Below are 17,183 nucleotides of genomic sequence, written 5' to 3'. Positions count from 1 at the left end.
TTGCGGGGCTTTCCATCACCAAGCCGGATGGCGCCGACCCTATGGCGAAATATAAAATTATCCTCAGGGGAACCAACACGCTCACTTCCGGCCAGGGGCCGCTCATCATCATTGATGGGGTGATCGGTGGCGACCTCAACAATATCAATTTCAATGAAGTGCTTTCCTTTGATGTATTAAAAGACGGCGCCGCTGCCGCCATTTATGGCACACGTGGTACCAATGGGGTGATCATCATTACTACCAAACGGGCGAAAGCCGGAAGAACGGTGGTGGAGTTAACCAGCCAATTCTCGGTACAGGTAGCTCCTCAGAGTGTAAGTACCCTGAGCGCCGACGAATTTAAATACGCGATCGAAAACTATATGCCTTCAAGGGCCGGCAGTTTGTACGGCGCTAAAACCGATTGGTTTTCGGAGATCACCCGCAAAAACCCGCTCAGCCAAAACTACAACCTGGCAATATCAGGTGGATCGGATTATTTTTCGCACCGCACCACGTTCAATTACGAAAAGACGGACGGTTTGCTGAAAGACAACGGGGTAAAAAAATATCTTCTTAAAACAAATATCAAACAGGCGGTATTCGACAACAGGTTATCGCTCGACTACAACCTGATCCTGCGCACCAGCGAATACACGCCGGCCAACTATAACCTGTTTTACCAGGCATTCATACAAAACCCCACGCAGCCGGTATACGACCCGTCCAACACCAAGGCAGGAGGATATTCCCAATTACAGGCCATCGACTATTACAATCCTGTAGCAATGATGAATGAACGCCAGCGCGAGGGCAAAACATTTGTAATATCACCGAATGTAAGCGCAACGCTGAAAATAATAAAGGGACTTAGCTGGACGAACTTCCTTTCTTACGAAGCGGGTATGTCTAAAGAAACTTCCTATAAAACAAAATACTATCCGCAGATAATCGGCAGGGGCGGTGAAGCGGAGATCAACAACAGCGATAATTTCAACCTGCAGTGGGAAAGTTATGGTAACTACAAGATCTCCCGTGGGTTGCACAACTTACAGGCGGTAGCCGGTTATTCGTATCAAAAATCTGGTTTTTCCAACAACTACCTGATCAACTCAGGCTTTGATTCCGACATTTACGGGCCAAATAATATTGGTGCCGGCGCAGGGCTCCAGGCCGGTACTGCCGAGATGGGCTCTTACAGGGCCGAAAGTAAACTGATCGCCTTCTTTGCACGTGCCATCTACAATTACGATCAAAAATACCTGGCCACGCTTTCTATGAGGCGTGAAGGTTCTTCCAAATTCGGGAACAATAACAAATGGGGCAATTTCCCCTCTGTGAGCCTCGGATGGAGAATGGAGCGGGAAAACTTCATGAAGAATGTTCGCTGGGTGAATGAATTGAAATTACGTGCCGGTTATGGCGTAACAGGCAACCAGGACTTTGGAAGTTATAAATCGCAGATCCTCTTTGGAAGAGCGGGCCGCTTTTATTACAACGGCGAATGGATAAACAGTTACCAGCCCGTTTCCAATCCTAACCCCGATCTGCGCTGGGAAAAGAAACAGGAGCTGAACTTCGGCATCGATTATTCATTGTTCAACAAAAAAATAAGCGGCTCGGTGGAAGTATATTCCAGAACAAGTACCGACCTGCTGTATACCTATAATGTAGCTGTACCTCCTTACGTATATCCCGAATTGTTTACCAATGTAGGCGATATCAGCAACCAGGGTATCGAGCTGAGCCTGAATGCAAGCATCCTGAAGAAAAAGGATTTTTCGTGGGACCTTTTGTTTACTGCCAGCAAAAACGTGAACAAGCTGAAAAAGATATCGAATGCGGAATTCCAGGAAAGATCATATGACCTGGCGTGGCTGGGCGGCAATGTACCCGTGTATTCTCAAAAGCTGCAGGAAGGCAAGAGCCTGGGTACTTTTTATGGCCCGGTATGGCTGGGTTTGGATGAGAACGGCTACGATAATTTTAAAAATGAAAACCCGATCGGTGGCGTAAACGCTGATAAATGGGAAGAGATAGGAAATGCCAATCCGTTTTGCAGCCTGGGGCTGAGCAACTATTTTTCTTACAGGAACTGGAACCTGAGTTTTGCCATCCGGTCCAATATCGGCGGCGATGTATTGAATTCATACCGGTTATATTATGAGAACTGGGCGGCCATCGGTACTAAAAATATTGTACGTACGCAGTTAGAAAATCCGCAGTTCATCGGCGCTACCACCTACTCTTCAAAATACATCGAAGATGCCACTTTCGTAAAATTAGATAACGTGTCGCTCGCCTACAGGGTGCCATCAAAAGTGAAATATTTCTCCTCACTGGTATTCTCCCTCACAGCGCAGAATGTGCTTACGATCACCGGTTACAAAGGATTGGATCCCGAAGTGAACCTGGGCGGGCTGGAGCCTGGCATCGAACCATTAACCTATTATCCAAGAACAACTGCAGTAACGCTGGGCGTGAGTGTAGTATTTTAAAACTTTTATAAACTAACCATAGTATGAAACTGAAAAAATGGCTGCTCCCCGCTCTGTTGATTGTTGTTGGAACATCTTTATCGTGTACCAAGCTGGATGAGGAAGTGTATTCATCTATCCCGATCGATAAGTTCTTTCAATCAGAAAAGGATGTGTTGATGAACGCCGGGCGTTCGTATACGAAACTGCAAAAATATCCCGAAGAATTCAGTATCTGGTCGCTTACCGAATTGTCGTCGGATGAAATGGTAGCGCCCGCCCGCGATGATGGGCAGGTGTGGGATAATGGCCGCTGGAATCAGCTGCAGAAGCACCAGGTAGAGCCAGGCAATAAGATCAATGCCTCTGCATGGCAGTTCGTATTTGAAGGCATCAGCGCCTGCAACGAAGTGCTGTATGAAACAGAAGCTTCTACCATACAATTTGCAGGTAAGGAAAAAATACTGGCTGAGATCAGGATCCTGCGTGCCTATTTTTATTACATCGCTATCGACAACTGGGGCAATGTTCCTTTTTCTACCGATTTTACCAACAGGGATCTGCCCGAACAGAAAAACCGGCAGTTCATCGCTTCCTTCATCATCGATGAGATCAATAGCAATGTAGACAAACTGCAGGCGGAGCCTACTTCCGAATATTACGGCCGGGTTACCCAGGGAATGGCGTATACGCTGCTGGCCAAAATGTACCTCAACGCACAGGAATGGTTGGGAACTAACAAAGCGGTGGAAGCAATTGCCGCTTGTGACAAGGTGATAGCGTTGAACGCCTACAGGATCGAAGACAACTATTTTACCAATTTTAAGGTTCAGAACGAAGTGTCCAAAGAAAACATATTTGTGATACCGATGGATGCCATCTTCACCAGGGACCGCTTTTACTGGCAGCAGCTTACATTGAACGATGCCAGCAGGGCTACGTTCGATTTCGTTGGCCAGATGTGGGATGAGTTTGTGGTAGAACCCGGCTTCCTCGACAAATACAGTGCAAATGATATACGCAAAAAGTCTTTCCTCTTTGGTCAGCAATACGACAAGCAGGGCAACCCCATTTCTTTTGTGGAGGGTGGCGTAACGGTTCCGTTCATTTATACCACTACTATCAGCGACTATATGTCTCGCAAAAGGTGGGAAGGAGCCCGTGGCGCCAAATATGAATACCAGCCAAAACTGGAATACTATGTCACAGAGATGAGCAACGATTTTGTGTTGTTCCGCTATGCGGATGTATTGTACACAAAGTTTGAAGCGCTGTGGCGCCTGGGCCGTGCCGGCGAGATGATCGGCAACCCCGAGCTGCAAAAGATCAGGACCAGGGCCGGCCTTGCACCTTACACCGTGGCAGATATTAACGCTACCGAATTATTGAATGAATTTGCCCGCGAGTTTGCCTGGGAAGGCCGCCGCAGGCAGGATCAGATCCGCTTTGGCGTATGGGGGGATACCTGGTGGAACAAACCAACTTCAGCACCCAGTAAAAAACTATTTCCAATACCACAGGTAGTATTGAATGCTAACCCAAACCTTCAACAAAACCCATAACCTTTTTATGTATATAAAAAATGTTTTAACGCTGCTGCTTGCTGTTTCCATTGCCGGCACTTCCGTAGGCCAGGGCAGATCCTCTGATGCAAAAAAAATGAAGCAGATAAGTGTCGCCGAATTACGCGATAAGATCGCCGGTGCATGGATAGGCCAGATGATCGGCAATATTTACGGCCTGCCGCATGAAAATAAATATGTAAATGCCCCCGGCCCCGAAAAATGGCCGTACGGATATACCAAAAACCTGGATAAGCTGAAAAACTACAACGGCGCTTTTTCGGATGATGATACCGATGTAGAATACATGTACCTCCTGAATATGGAAAAGTACGGCTACGAACCTACGTACGAACAGATGAGGGAAGCATGGATGTATCATATACGCGACCGTGTGTGGCTTGCCAACAGAGGAGCGCTGGGGCTGATGCATTTTGGATATACCCCGCCTTTTACCGGCGACATGGAGATCAACCCGCATTGGTACCAGATAGATCCGCAGCTGATCAACGAAATATGGGCGTACACAGCACCAGGCATGGTGAAGTATGCTTCGCAAAAATCGGATTGGGCTGCAAGGATCACCAGCGATAGCTGGGGTACCGAACCTACCATTCATTATGGAGCGATGTATGCTGCCGCATTTTTTGAAAAAGATATCCCTACGCTTATCAACATCGGGCTGAAAGAATTACCTGCCAATGGAAGATATGCGCAGACGGTAAGGGATATGATCGCCCTCCACAAAAAATATCCCACCGACTGGAAGCTGGCATGGAAGGAAATGGCGGATAAATATTATGTGAACGAACCCGACCTTACCAAAACCATCTGGAACGCCAACCTCAATGGCGCCTGTGGAATATTGGCCATGCTGTATGGCAATGGCGAATTTCAACGCACATTGGATCTGTCCTGCGCCATGGGATTTGATGCGGATAACCAGGCGGCAACAGTTGCTGGGTTGATGGGGATCATCAACGGCTTTAAATCATTGCCTGCCGACCTTTATCTTCCTATTGAAGGATGGAAAAAACCGTTCAACGATAAATACATCAACATCACCCGTTTTGAATTGCCGGATGCCAGCATCCAGGATATGATCGACCGCATGCTGAAAATGACCCTGCGGCTTGTAGAAGCAAAAGGGGGAAAAGTTACAGGAAAACCGGGCTCAGAAAAACTTACGATCAATACCAGCGCCTCCTTTGAAGTGCCGCTGGAATTTTATGTTGGCCCCGCTGCCCGCATGGAGATCAACAAACCCGTAGAGTTTGATTTTTACAGCGATGCCAATAAAAATTACGACTGGAAAATTGTCGATGGTACAGTTCCTCCCGGAACGGCTTTTACCAACGGAAAATTATCCGGCATACCTGCCGCCGCAGGTAAATACAAGATCACTATCCAGATCAGCAACGGTAAAAAGGCTATTAAAAAAGACTTTGAACTCTTGGTGCGCAACAGCAACATTGCTGCTGATGCAATACATGTTCTTGCAAACGTAACCACCGTAAATAAAGCGGTACTCGATTCCTGCTGGACCACTTTTGGAAAGACCATGTACGCACAAAATGTAGACGTGATCCGCGATGGAAAATTCAACGGCGAAGGCGCTGTCTTTTACAGCATAGCCGAAAAATCTAAACTGCCGAAAGTGGATTATTATGGCTACGAATGGAAGGATGCACAATCGATCGATATGATCGGGTTTCACACCGGTGGTATGGAAGAATTTGGTGGCTGGTTCACCTCCTTGAATGTACAATATAAAAACGAAGACGGTAAATGGGTGAATGTTGAAAAGACAACCATCAATCCGGCTTTACCCAAAACCGACATCGTATTTTTTCAACCGCACTTCGTGGAGTACATCCTCAGCTTTCCGGCGGTAAAAACAAAAGCTATCCGCATCATTGGTGATGCCGCTGTACAGGATCATTGGAACAAGTACACAAAAAATGTGTCGGCCTTCACCTCCATTAGCGAATTAAGCGTGTATAAATCAGGTAAATAAAAACGTATGAAATTGACCGCTGTAATAATATTCCAGGTTGCTTTAGTTTTTTCCGTGGCTGTTTTGCCCGGCTGTAAATCCGGCGCGGGCAATACCGATGTATTGTCTGGCGATACTGTAAGGCTTTCAAAAGAAATATTACAGGATAAGATCAAAGGCGGATGGGCCGGGCAAACCATAGGTGTGGTGTATGGCGCCCCTGTTGAATTCAAATACCAGGGCTCCATGGTCAATGAATCGCATATCATTCCCTGGGATGAACATTATGTAAAATACTGGTGGGATAAAAAGCCGGGCCTGTTTGATGATATCTACACCGACCTGAATTTTGTGGCGGCGTTTGAAAAGCATGGATTGAACGCCAGTTCCGATTCCATTGCCAGCCATTGGTCCAACACGGCCTATCACCTGGCGCATGCCAACCAGGCATCGCGGTATAATATCCTCAACGGCATCATGCCACCAGCATCCGGCAACTGGAAAAATAACCCACATGCCGATGATATCGACTTCCAGATAGAAGCTGATTTTATCGGGCTGATGGCCCCGGGCATGGTGAACCAGGCTACGAAGATCGCCGATAAAGTAGGGCACGTAATGAACAGCGGCGATGGATGGTACGGCGGCGTATTCGTTTCTTCACTATACTCCCTGGCTTTCATTTCCAATGACCCGGTTTATATCGTGGAGGAATCCATCAAAACCATTCCCGCAGGAACCACTTTTCATGATTGTATTGCCGATGTGATCCGCTGGCACAAACAGTATCCCGATGACTGGAAACAGACATGGTTTGAAACACAGAAAAAATGGAACAATGATGCCGGTTGCCCGAAGGGCGTTTTTCTTGGCTTCAACATCGACGCAAAAATAAATTCTGCCTATGTGGCCATCGGCCTTTTATACGGCAAAGGTGATTTTACCATGTCGGTAGATATTGCCGCCCGCTGCGGGCAGGATGCAGATTGTAACCCCGGTACTGTTGGCGGTGTACTCGGCGTGATGCTGGGCTACAAGAACATTCCGGCATTCTGGCTCAAACCTTTACAGGAAATTGAGAAAGATGATTTTGAAGGAACGGATGTATCGCTGGAAAAAGGGTACGCCTGGAGCTTTAAGCATGCGCTGGGTATGATAGATCTGGCAGGAGGAAAAACTACGGGCAACGATGTGGTCATTCCGTTGCAAAAGCCGGTGGCGGTGGCGGTAGAACAAAACTTCATCAACACCTTTCCCATAGAAAGAAATAAGATCGACAAATCCTTTACAGATGAGATCACGATGGAATTTACGGGCAACGGTTACCTGCTCTATGGCAACCTGGTAAAACGTTCGAAGATAGATACCAGCTACATCGACCGTATTGCCAAGCGCACGTATGGTTCCGAACCATTGGGCCTTGCCGAGGTCAGCGATCCCTATGTAGCACAAATGGAAGTATACATCGATGGAAAGCCGGATGGTACTATCAAACTGCCCATGATGAACACGGCCCGCAAACTGGAACCTTCCTGGAAATACCAGATGACAGAAGGCAAACATACGATCAGGCTGAAATGGACCAACCCGGATCCGGGATACGAATACCGCATCAACGACCTGATCGTGTATTCAGAAAAACAACCCGTAAGTAACCTGCCAAAATCTGCCAAGTAAACATGAGAAAAATAATTTGCCATATCGCTGTAATTGCTTCGCTGTTTTTTGTAAATGGTTGTAATACCAAAAAAACGGAGACTGGTTTTTATGACCGTGAGATCAGCATTTCAAAAGAGGTATTAAAAGACAAGATAAGGGGTGGCTGGGCCGGGCAGACCATCGGCGTTACATTTGGCGGCCCTACCGAATTCCGTTTTAAAGGAACGATGATCCAGGAATACCAGAACATGGTGTGGCACGACCATTATATTAAAGAAACATTTGCCGCGGATCCCGGCCTTTATGATGACGTTTACCTCGATCTAACTTTTGTAAATATTTTAGAAAAGCTTGGATTGAATGCGCCTGCAGATTCGTTTGCGGTAGCATTTGCCCATGAAGATTACAAACTATGGCATGCCAACCAGGCGGCCCGCTACAATATCCTCAACGGTATCATGCCTCCGGCTTCCGGACATTGGAAAAACAATCCACATGCGGATGACATCGATTTTCAGATCGAAGCTGATTTTGCCGGCATCATGGCACCCGGCATGACCAATACCGCCACTGAATTTTGCGACCGCATCGGGCATATCATGAATTACGGCGATGGCTGGTATGGCGGCGTTTTTACATCCGCATTGTATACGCTTGCATACACTTCCGATGACATGGATTTTGTGATCAGCGAAGCGTTGAAAGTAATTCCGGCGCAAAGCAATTTTTACAAAATGATCGATGATGTGATCAAATGGCACAAACAATATCCCGACGACTGGAAAAAAACATGGTTTGAAGTAGAGAAAAAACATACCTCCGAAAAAGGTTGCCCGGAAGGCGTTTACAATTCATTTAATATAGATGCCAGCCTGAATGCCACCTATGTCATCATTGGCTTGTTGTACGGCGAAAAAGATTTTTTTAAAACGATGGATATCGCCACCCGTTGTGGCCAGGATTCTGATTGCAACCCCGCCACTGCCGCCGGTATTTTAGGGGTGATGATCGGCTACTCCAATATTCCCGCTTACTGGAAGCCGGCGTTGGAAGAAGCGGAAGACCTCAAATATCCTTACATGGATATCTCTCTCAACCAGGTGTATGGCCTTACTTATAAACATGCGTTGGAACTGATCGGAAAAAACGGCGGAAAAATAGAGAAAGACAGTGTGAGGATCAGGTTGCAGAAACCTGCCACGGTGCGGTTTGAGCAATCTTTTGAGGGAATGTTCCCCACCGAAGAAAGGTACCTGCGCCAGGAATTTACCGATAAGAATATTGAGATCGATTTTACCGGCAACGGCATCGTGGTGCTGGGAAATGTAAAAAGCAATTGCGGCGTAGCCAAAAGCGATTATGTAGCCCTGCTGGATATTTATGTAGATGGTAAAAAGACCGAACAGATACGCATGCCATACGATTACATTATCCGGAAATACGACATCTACCATAAATATTTATTGGAACAAGGCAAACATCATGTACAGATAGTATGGGCAAACAAACACCCGGAGTTTAGCCTGTACATGAAATCGATTGTGATATATGCCGATAAAGCACCTGTGAAATTCAACCCTAAATCATAAGCTGACATGAAAAATATCTTTAAAAAAATAATGTTTTATTTACCGGCAATAGCTTTTGTAATTATCCTTGCCGGTTGTAAAAAAGACAAAGACCTGATGCCGCCGGTAACCGTTCCGTTTGTACGCCTCGTAGAAGGCGAATCGGTACAAAGCCAGGTCTTCGGGCAGCCGGTAAAGTATACGGTTTTGCTGCCGCAGGATTATAAGACTTCCGGCAAATCCTATCCCGTTGTTTATTTGCTGCATGGATTTGGCGATACCTATACCGCATGGTCAAAGGCAGGCAACATTCAATATTTTGCTGATAATACGGCCGGTGTGGAACCCATGATCTACGTGATGCCCGATGGATACAATTCCTATTACGTAAATAATTATAATGGCGCGTACAGGTACATGGATATGTTCACCAACGAACTGGTACCTGAAATAGACCGGATCTACCGTACCAAAAAAGATGCTTCGCAGCGCGCCGTAATGGGCTATTCGATGGGCGGGTATGGAGCGCTTATCTTGCCGGCAAAAAATCCGACTGTTTTTAGCGTCAGTGTGCCTCTCAGTATGTCTTTCCGCACGGATGCACAATATATAGCCGAAACGCAAAATAGCTTCAACGTACAATGGGCGCCTATTTTTGGCGGCTCGGGCGTTTCAGGTGCGGCAAGGCTCACGGGTTATTTTCAGCAGAACAGCCCTTTTTATTTTTTCAATCAAAACGATCTTTCCGGATTTGCCAACCTCAAGCTGATGCTTGCGTGCGGCGATGATGAAGAATCGCTTTCTATTACCACGGGCGCATTGCACAACCTGCTCAGGGATAAAAATTTTAAGCACGAATACCGCTCAGGAAATGGCGGGCACAGCTTCGACTACTGGTACAAAGCCATTCCTGAAGGCCTGCGTTACATCAGTAAAAGCTTCGAGGGTGCGGCATATCCTGCTGAGCCGGACCCCGTAGCCGTTGGAACGCTCATAGCAGCAGAAAAATACAAGCTCGAAACCGTTCCGGCTGCGGGCATACAGGTGGGCATTTTTACCCCGGCAACCTATGCTACCACTACCAATATATTCCCGGTAATATTTTATATCAACGATGCAGCAAGCGCTTCGCGAAACGAGCAGGCGATCAAGACGATCTCTATGCTCAACAACCGGATGGAAAGCGGCAAGATACCTCCGGCGGTGATTGTTGAAATTTCCAACAATGCCGGCTCTATCAGCGCCGCGGCGATGACGCAGATAATAGATCATATCAAAACAAATTACCGTACTGTTCCCGGCCGGCAGGGACGTGTACTAACGGGCAGTGGCAGCGGTGGCAGCAATGCATGGGCGCTCATGCCGGATTGTAAACAACAGGTAGCCGCATGTTTTCTTTTTGACGCAACCGTTCCCGCAACAGCAACCACTGAAACCAGTGTTTTTTATTACATAGATGCCACGGATAATACCATTTCGTACAAAGGAAATTTTTCGCTTTACGTGGATGCCAAAGCAAGATCTATAGAGCATGAATACCGTGTACGCCAGGGCAGCCCATCGTTTCAATCGTTTGTAAATGGATTGGATGCTGCAACCGGTTACCTCACAACCCAATTAAATAAGCGATAATACGAACATGAAAAAAATAATTCTTTTGCTTGCCTTCATTGCCTTCTCCATTGCTTATTGCGAAGCGCAGGACCTGCGTATTTTCGAAAGCCTGAGTATGTACAGCAAAATATTGAAGCAGGAAGTGAAATATTCGGTGGTACTGCCTGAAGGGTATCAGAAAAGCAATAAACGTTATCCGGTAGTGTACCTCTTGCATGGCCTCGGCGACAATGAATCTTCGTGGCTCGAATACGGGGAGATAAGCCAGGTTGCCGGTAAGGCAGTAAAGGATAAAGAGATCGTACCCATGATCTATGTGATGCCGCAGGGCTACAGGAGCTATTATGTGAACGATTATGCCGGCACGTTTCTTTACCAGGATATGTTTGTGAAAGAACTGATACCGTTTATCGACAGTGTATATAAGACCATTGCCGATAAGAAAAGCCGTGCAACGGTGGGCTATTCCATGGGTGGGTTTGGTGCATTGGTGTTGCCTTTAAAACATCCCGAACTGTTTTCCGCCTGTGTGCCGATGAGTATTTCGATCCGCACCGATGATCAATATATGGAAGAGGATAGTAATGGATGGGATGATCAATGGGGGCGGCTGTTTGGCGCACCCGGTGCAAAGGGCAAGGACCGTATTACAACTTACTACCAACAGAACAGTCCGCTGCCAATGGTGGAGCTGCAGGACAAACAACCATGGAAAGACCTGGCAATTTATATCGACAACGGGGATGATGAAGAAACCTTAGCGTATAGCAACGAGGTATTGCACCAGCTGCTTACACAAAAAAATATCCCGCATGAATACAGGGTGAGGAACGGTGGCCATGAATTTTCTTACTGGCGCCAATCGCTTACAAACGGGCTCCGGTTCATCAGCGACAAATTTCAGCAAAAACCTTACAGGGGAGATGTGAAACCTAAAGCGGCTACAACTGCGCTCTTAACGAATGAGCTGCTTAAAAAAGTTACGATCGGCACAAGGGAATATGACATTTATTTTCCCCCGGAATATTCCGCAGGTAACAGGCGCTACCCGGTGATGTATGTGCTGGGGGATATTCCCGGCACACGCCGCAAAGAAATGGCCACGCTTGCCCATGCGCAAATGGCGGGCAATCAGCTGGCGCCTTTTTTAATGGTCTTTTTGCCGCCAAACCAGGACAGCCTGCAGGAAAAGATCGTTAAAGAAATGGAAGAAAAGTACAGGGCGAGGCCGGGGTTTCGTTTCCGCTCGTTGTTACTATATGGCAATGGCGGGCAGGCGCTTCCATATGCTTTAAAAACAGAGCAATTCACTTCCTGCGCTACGATAGATGCTTCATTTGATATGGGAATATTTCAAAAACAAGCCAGCGACATTACCCGGAAATCATTGGAACGCACCTGGTATTTTTTCAGCACTACTGATAAAAGTGCGAATAGCCACGTAAACGGGGACCTGCACATGCTTTTTAAAAGGAAAGAAATATACCATGAATACCGGGTAGGTGAAACGCCCGGGACAACGGCGGATATGACCCCGCTCCTGACCGAGATATTTCAATTTACCGTAAAGAAGATACACCGCTAATATTAACCAGAATTTAAAAACCAAAAACTAAATTATGTATATCGTAAGCAGTTATTCGATCGCTGTCGTTTTTACCATCATCACCATGTTATGCTGGGGATCGTGGGGAAACACGCAAAAGCTCGCCGCAAAAACCTGGCGCTTTGAATTATTTTATTGGGATTACGTAATAGGAATGGTGCTGCTCTCTTTGCTGGTGGGCCTTACCCTCGGCAATCATGGAACACAGGGCCGTGGCTTTGTGGAAGACCTGATGCAGGTAAGTTCTGCAGGTATCCTGAGTGCCATTATCGGAGGGATTATTTTCAACGCCTCCAATATACTTTTATCCGCATCGATCTCCATTTCGGGCATGGCCGTAGCCTTCCCGCTGGGCGTAGGCGTGGCATTGGTGCTGGGGGTGATCGTTAATTACATCAGCGCCCCAAAAGGCAACCCGGTGATGCTGTTCATTGGCGTGGCGCTCATTGTGATAGCGATCATATTGAATGGTATGGCATCAGGGAAAATGTCATCGGGCGAAAAAAAGTCTTCTTCCAAAGGCATCTGGCTGGCTTTGGTGGCCGGCGTATTGATGTCTTTCTTTTATCGGTTTGTAGCCGCGGCTATGGATATCAACAATTTTGAATCACCTACGCCTGGTATGGCTACGCCTTACAGTGCATTCTTCATTTTTTCTATCGGCGTATTGGCCAGCAATTTCCTGTTCAATACCATCCTCATGAAAAAACCTTTTGTAGGTACGCCGGTTTCGTATGCAGATTATTTCAAAGGAAGTGCGGGAACGCACCTGGTAGGGGTGGCCGGCGGGATGATCTGGGGCCTTGGTACTATTTTAAGTTTTGTAGCTGCCGGAAAAGCCGGTGCCGCAATATCTTATGGGTTAGGGCAGGGCGCTACCATGGTGGCAGCACTTTGGGGCGTATTCATCTGGAAAGAATTCAAAGGAGCTTCGCCCAAAGTGAATACAATGTTGCTTCTTATGTTCCTGCTTTTTGTTGCAGGGCTTAGTTTAATAATTACATCAGGAGGAAATTAAAATTTATTTAAAAACACAAAAAATCGATTATGAAAAAGTTCTTTGCAATTCCGGTTCTCAGCCTGCTGTTAGCGGCTACCATGGGTTCATGTAAAAAAGATGACAACGCCGGCGGTGAAGTCGTAGTGGAAGCATCTCCCGTTAAAACCTTAGGTGTAGTGTATACAGATGGTACCGACAGCTACACCTTTACCTACGATGCCAACAAGAGAGTAAGCCAGATCATCAATGACTGGAACGGAACGCTTGATAAAACCATCGTGTACGACTGGTCTACCCCAGGTAAATTGAAAATTGTTACCAATGGCACTCCTACCAACTACGACCTGAATGCGCAGGGCTATGTTTCGAAAGAATACTGGAACGATGCCGGCACCGAATATGCATCGTATGAATATGATGCCAACGGTTACCTGATCAAAATAAACGAATTCTGGGATGGAGTAAACCATTTGAAAATGCAGGCTGTTATCCAGAATGGCAATACGGTAAAACATACAAAATATACTGACGCGGGAGTAGCAAGCACTATTAAAGAATTTTCTTTTTCTCCCGGCGATAACGTAAACGAGATCCAGCAAACCAACATGGTGGATAACAATACCAAGCCTTTGGCAAAATTGTTTGGTAAAGCCAGCAAAAAAATTGTCAGCTCCCTTACTTACTGGGATCCGAGGGAAAACCCCATCGTTACCAAAACAAGCACGATGTCTTACGAATTTGATGCAAAGAACAGGCCTGTAAAGGTCACCAAAACTTTGTTTGACGGATCTAAAGAGATCAGCACATACGCTTATTAATGTATGATCTATGATGTAAGATGTATGATGTCTTCAGGCTTAAACGACTTTCCTGTAACGGGAAAAACTTCAGACCGAAAGATATCATACATCACACATCACACATCACACATCATACATCTCACATCATAGATCATACATCTAAACCAGCTGCGAATAAATTATTATGTCAAAAAAATATATAGGCTTACTGACCGGCATTCTGGTGTTCATTATCATCATGGTGCTTCCTGCGCCCGTTGGTATGAACTTCCAGGCCAAAAGTGTAGCTGCTGTAGTGATGCTGATGAGTATCTGGTGGGTGACCGAAGCAGTTCCTGTATTTGCAACCGCTTTTTTACCGCTGGTGCTGTACCCAATTTTGGAAGTACTTCCGGCGGATAAAACTGCCGCCAATTACGGCCACAATTATGTACTGATGATGCTGGGCGGATTTTTTATCGCCAAGGCAATCGAATCTCAAAACCTGCATAAACGTATTGCGCTTGTAATTATAACTTTTTTCGGCATCAGCCGGCAGAAGATCATTATAAGCATGATGATCGCAACAGCATTTCTTTCCATGTGGATCGCGAATGTTACGGCCGCGGTCATGATGTTTCCTATTGCTTTATCGATCATTGCCAAAGAAGAAACGGGCCACGAAGGCAAAGGTACTTTTGGAACGGCGCTCATGCTGGGCATCGCCTATTCGGCCACCATCGGTGGATTGGGAACGCTCATAGGGTCGCCTACCAACCTGATCCTGATCGGGATACTCGAAAAGCTTTTTCCTGCCGCTCCCCCCATCACTTTCATGACCTGGCTGAAGATAGGGCTTCCTATACTGGTAGTATTTCTCCCGGTGTTCGCTTATTACCTTATCCGTTATTTTAAAGTCAGTGGCAACCTCAGCAACAGCGAGACGATCATCGCCGATGAATTAAAGGCACTGGGCAAAACAACCCCGGGCGAAAAGAGGGTGATATTCGTATGCCTTATCGCCATCATTGGCTGGGTGTTCAGGGAAGACATGATACTGGGTAGCTTTACCATACCGGGCTGGAGTTCGCTGCTGGGCCTTCAGGATTATGTACACGACAGTACCGTATCGATTGCCGCAGCCATGTTACTTTTTATTCTTCCCGCAAATAAGGAAACTCGCCTGCTCGATTGGAAATCTGCCAGCCAGGTGCCATGGGGAGTAGTGATCATCGTAGGTGGTGGGTATGCCATTGCAGCAGGCTTCCAGGATACCGGCCTTGCAGACTGGCTCGGCCATCACCTTGCCTTCATCAGCACCTTTCCTTTTTTGATCGTGCTGATACTGGTTATCGCCTTTGTAATGCTTTTTACAGAGTTCAATTCCAATACGGCCACGGCCAACATCATGCTGCCTGTTATGGCCAGTATGGCTGTAGCAGCAAGTTTCAATCCGCTGCTTTTAATGATCCCGGCTACCATTGCCTCATCGCTTGGTTTTATGATGCCCGCCGGTACAGGGCCCAACACGGTCATACTGGGTAGCGGAAGGGTATCGGTAAAAGAAATGATCAAGTGCGGCGTTTGGCTCAACCTGATCAGCCTTGTGCTCGTCACCATCATACTTTACCTCATTGTAATTCCATTACTGGGGCTCGAAACATCCTTGCCGGAATGGGCCCGTAAAGTGGCCGAAATTGTTCCGGCATAAAACATTGCATCATCAATAGTATACTTTATGGAGATACAAATAGCTACTGCAGGTAATAAGGGAGAAAAAGTAAGATCGGATTGTTTTGTATTCATTGAACTTACCTCTGCTGCAGGCATCCGGATAGAACTTGAAAGTAAAGTGAAAGCTTTATACGGGCCAGCTATTACAAGCCTGTGCCACGAAGTGCTTGCCTGTTTTGATATAAAGAATGCATTGGTAAAAATAGAGGATAAGGGGGCGCTGGATTTTGTGATCGCCGCCCGCCTGGAAGCAGCCATCAAACAATTGGTTCATACCGATAAGGCATTTCTTACCCCCCTGCTCCCGGAAAATGAACAGCCTACCAGCAAGGAGAAATTCAGGACATCCCGTTTATTTATCCCGGGCAATACGCCGGGTTTGATGATCAACGCCGGCGCACATCAGCCGGATGCCATCATCCTCGACCTGGAAGATGCTGTGGCTCCTGCCAAAAAAGAGGAAGCCCGTTTTTTGGTCAGGAATACTTTACGTAGCCTGGCCTTTATGGGTGCCGAAAGGATGGTGCGCATCAACCAGTTACCCATGGGGCTGAACGACCTGGATCATATCATCCCGCATCATGTAAATATGGTGATGTTGCCGAAGTGTGAAAGCGCTGAACAGGTACACCAGGTAAATGAGCGGATCCGGCAGGTGCAAAAAGCCCACGGGCATGAGCATCCGGTATGGCTGATGCCGATCATTGAAAGTGCCATGGGGGTAATTAAAACATTTGAAATAGCTACAGCTGCAGATAATGTGGCTGCTATCGCAATAGGGCTGGAAGATTATACGGCTGACATCGGCGTAACACGCACAAAGGAAGGAAACGAATCCTTTTATGCCCGCTCGCAACTGGTCAACGCATGTAAGGCTGCCGGAATACAGGCAATAGATTCGATATTCTCCGATGTGGCCGACCTGGAAGCTTTACGGGAAAATGCGCTGCGGTCCAGGGCGATGGGCTTCGATGGGATGGGCTGCATCCATCCTCGCCAGATCAAAGTGGTGCACGAATGTTTCGCCCCGCAGGAACACGAAGTAGAAACTGCATTGACTATCATAAAAGCGTTTGATGAGGCTGTTGAAAAAGGACATGCAGTATTTGCCATCGGCAATAAGATGATAGATGCGCCTGTTGTAAAAAGGGCTCGCCGGGTTATTGAACTGGCTGGCAGGATGGGTAAGATCAATTTATAATGTAT

General features: G+C 46.7%; 11 protein-coding genes. All 11 read left to right on the top strand.

The window, feature by feature from the left end; all coding sequences use genetic code 11:
• Positions 1-2,480 (top strand): SusC/RagA family TonB-linked outer membrane protein (locus EGI32_RS08195; protein ID WP_255154905.1); only part of this gene is annotated, 2,480 nt, incomplete at its 5' end.
• A 23-nt stretch (positions 2,481-2,503) separates the two neighbouring features.
• The gene (locus EGI32_RS08190; RefSeq protein WP_255154904.1) at positions 2,504-4,021 is read left to right on the top strand and encodes a RagB/SusD family nutrient uptake outer membrane protein; all 1,518 of its coding nucleotides are present in this window, start codon (positions 2,504-2,506) and stop codon (positions 4,019-4,021) included.
• A gap of 7 nt (positions 4,022-4,028) precedes the next feature.
• Positions 4,029-6,038, top strand: a complete 2,010-nt coding sequence (locus tag EGI32_RS08185) for an ADP-ribosylglycohydrolase family protein (protein WP_255154903.1) — start codon at positions 4,029-4,031, stop codon at positions 6,036-6,038.
• Between the two features lie 6 nt (positions 6,039-6,044).
• Entirely contained in the window at positions 6,045-7,694 is a 1,650-nt protein-coding gene (locus EGI32_RS08180; protein WP_255154902.1) for an ADP-ribosylglycohydrolase family protein, read from the top strand.
• A gap of 2 nt (positions 7,695-7,696) precedes the next feature.
• Positions 7,697-9,265 carry an ADP-ribosylglycohydrolase family protein gene (locus EGI32_RS08175; RefSeq protein WP_255154901.1) on the top strand — a complete coding sequence of 523 codons (1,569 nt, stop codon included), beginning with the start codon at positions 7,697-7,699 and terminating at the stop codon, positions 9,263-9,265.
• 6 nt (positions 9,266-9,271) lie between these two features.
• Complete coding sequence (locus tag EGI32_RS08170; protein WP_255154900.1) at positions 9,272-10,876, top strand: alpha/beta hydrolase-fold protein; 1,605 nt, start codon at positions 9,272-9,274, stop codon at positions 10,874-10,876.
• A 7-nt stretch (positions 10,877-10,883) separates the two neighbouring features.
• A complete protein-coding gene (locus EGI32_RS08165; RefSeq protein WP_255154899.1) occupies positions 10,884-12,443 on the top strand; it encodes an alpha/beta hydrolase-fold protein in 1,560 nt (519 codons plus the stop codon).
• A gap of 34 nt (positions 12,444-12,477) precedes the next feature.
• The gene (locus EGI32_RS08160) at positions 12,478-13,482 is read left to right on the top strand and encodes a GRP family sugar transporter (RefSeq protein WP_255154898.1); all 1,005 of its coding nucleotides are present in this window, start codon (positions 12,478-12,480) and stop codon (positions 13,480-13,482) included.
• A 29-nt stretch (positions 13,483-13,511) separates the two neighbouring features.
• Positions 13,512-14,282, top strand: a complete 771-nt coding sequence (locus EGI32_RS08155) for a DUF4595 domain-containing protein (RefSeq protein ID WP_255154897.1) — start codon at positions 13,512-13,514, stop codon at positions 14,280-14,282.
• Between the two features lie 166 nt (positions 14,283-14,448).
• Positions 14,449-15,954, top strand: a complete 1,506-nt coding sequence (locus EGI32_RS08150) for a DASS family sodium-coupled anion symporter (protein ID WP_255154896.1) — start codon at positions 14,449-14,451, stop codon at positions 15,952-15,954.
• A 27-nt stretch (positions 15,955-15,981) separates the two neighbouring features.
• Positions 15,982-17,178, top strand: a complete 1,197-nt coding sequence (locus EGI32_RS08145; protein ID WP_255154895.1) for an aldolase/citrate lyase family protein — start codon at positions 15,982-15,984, stop codon at positions 17,176-17,178.
• Positions 17,179-17,183 lie beyond the last annotated feature (5 nt).

The sequence above is a fragment of the Ferruginibacter sp. HRS2-29 genome (genome assembly GCF_024343615.1).
Taxonomy (GTDB): Bacteria; Bacteroidota; Bacteroidia; order Chitinophagales; family Chitinophagaceae; genus Ferruginibacter.
The sequence above is the reverse complement of the archived record's forward strand: the minus strand, read 5'-3'. Positions and strand labels throughout refer to the sequence as shown.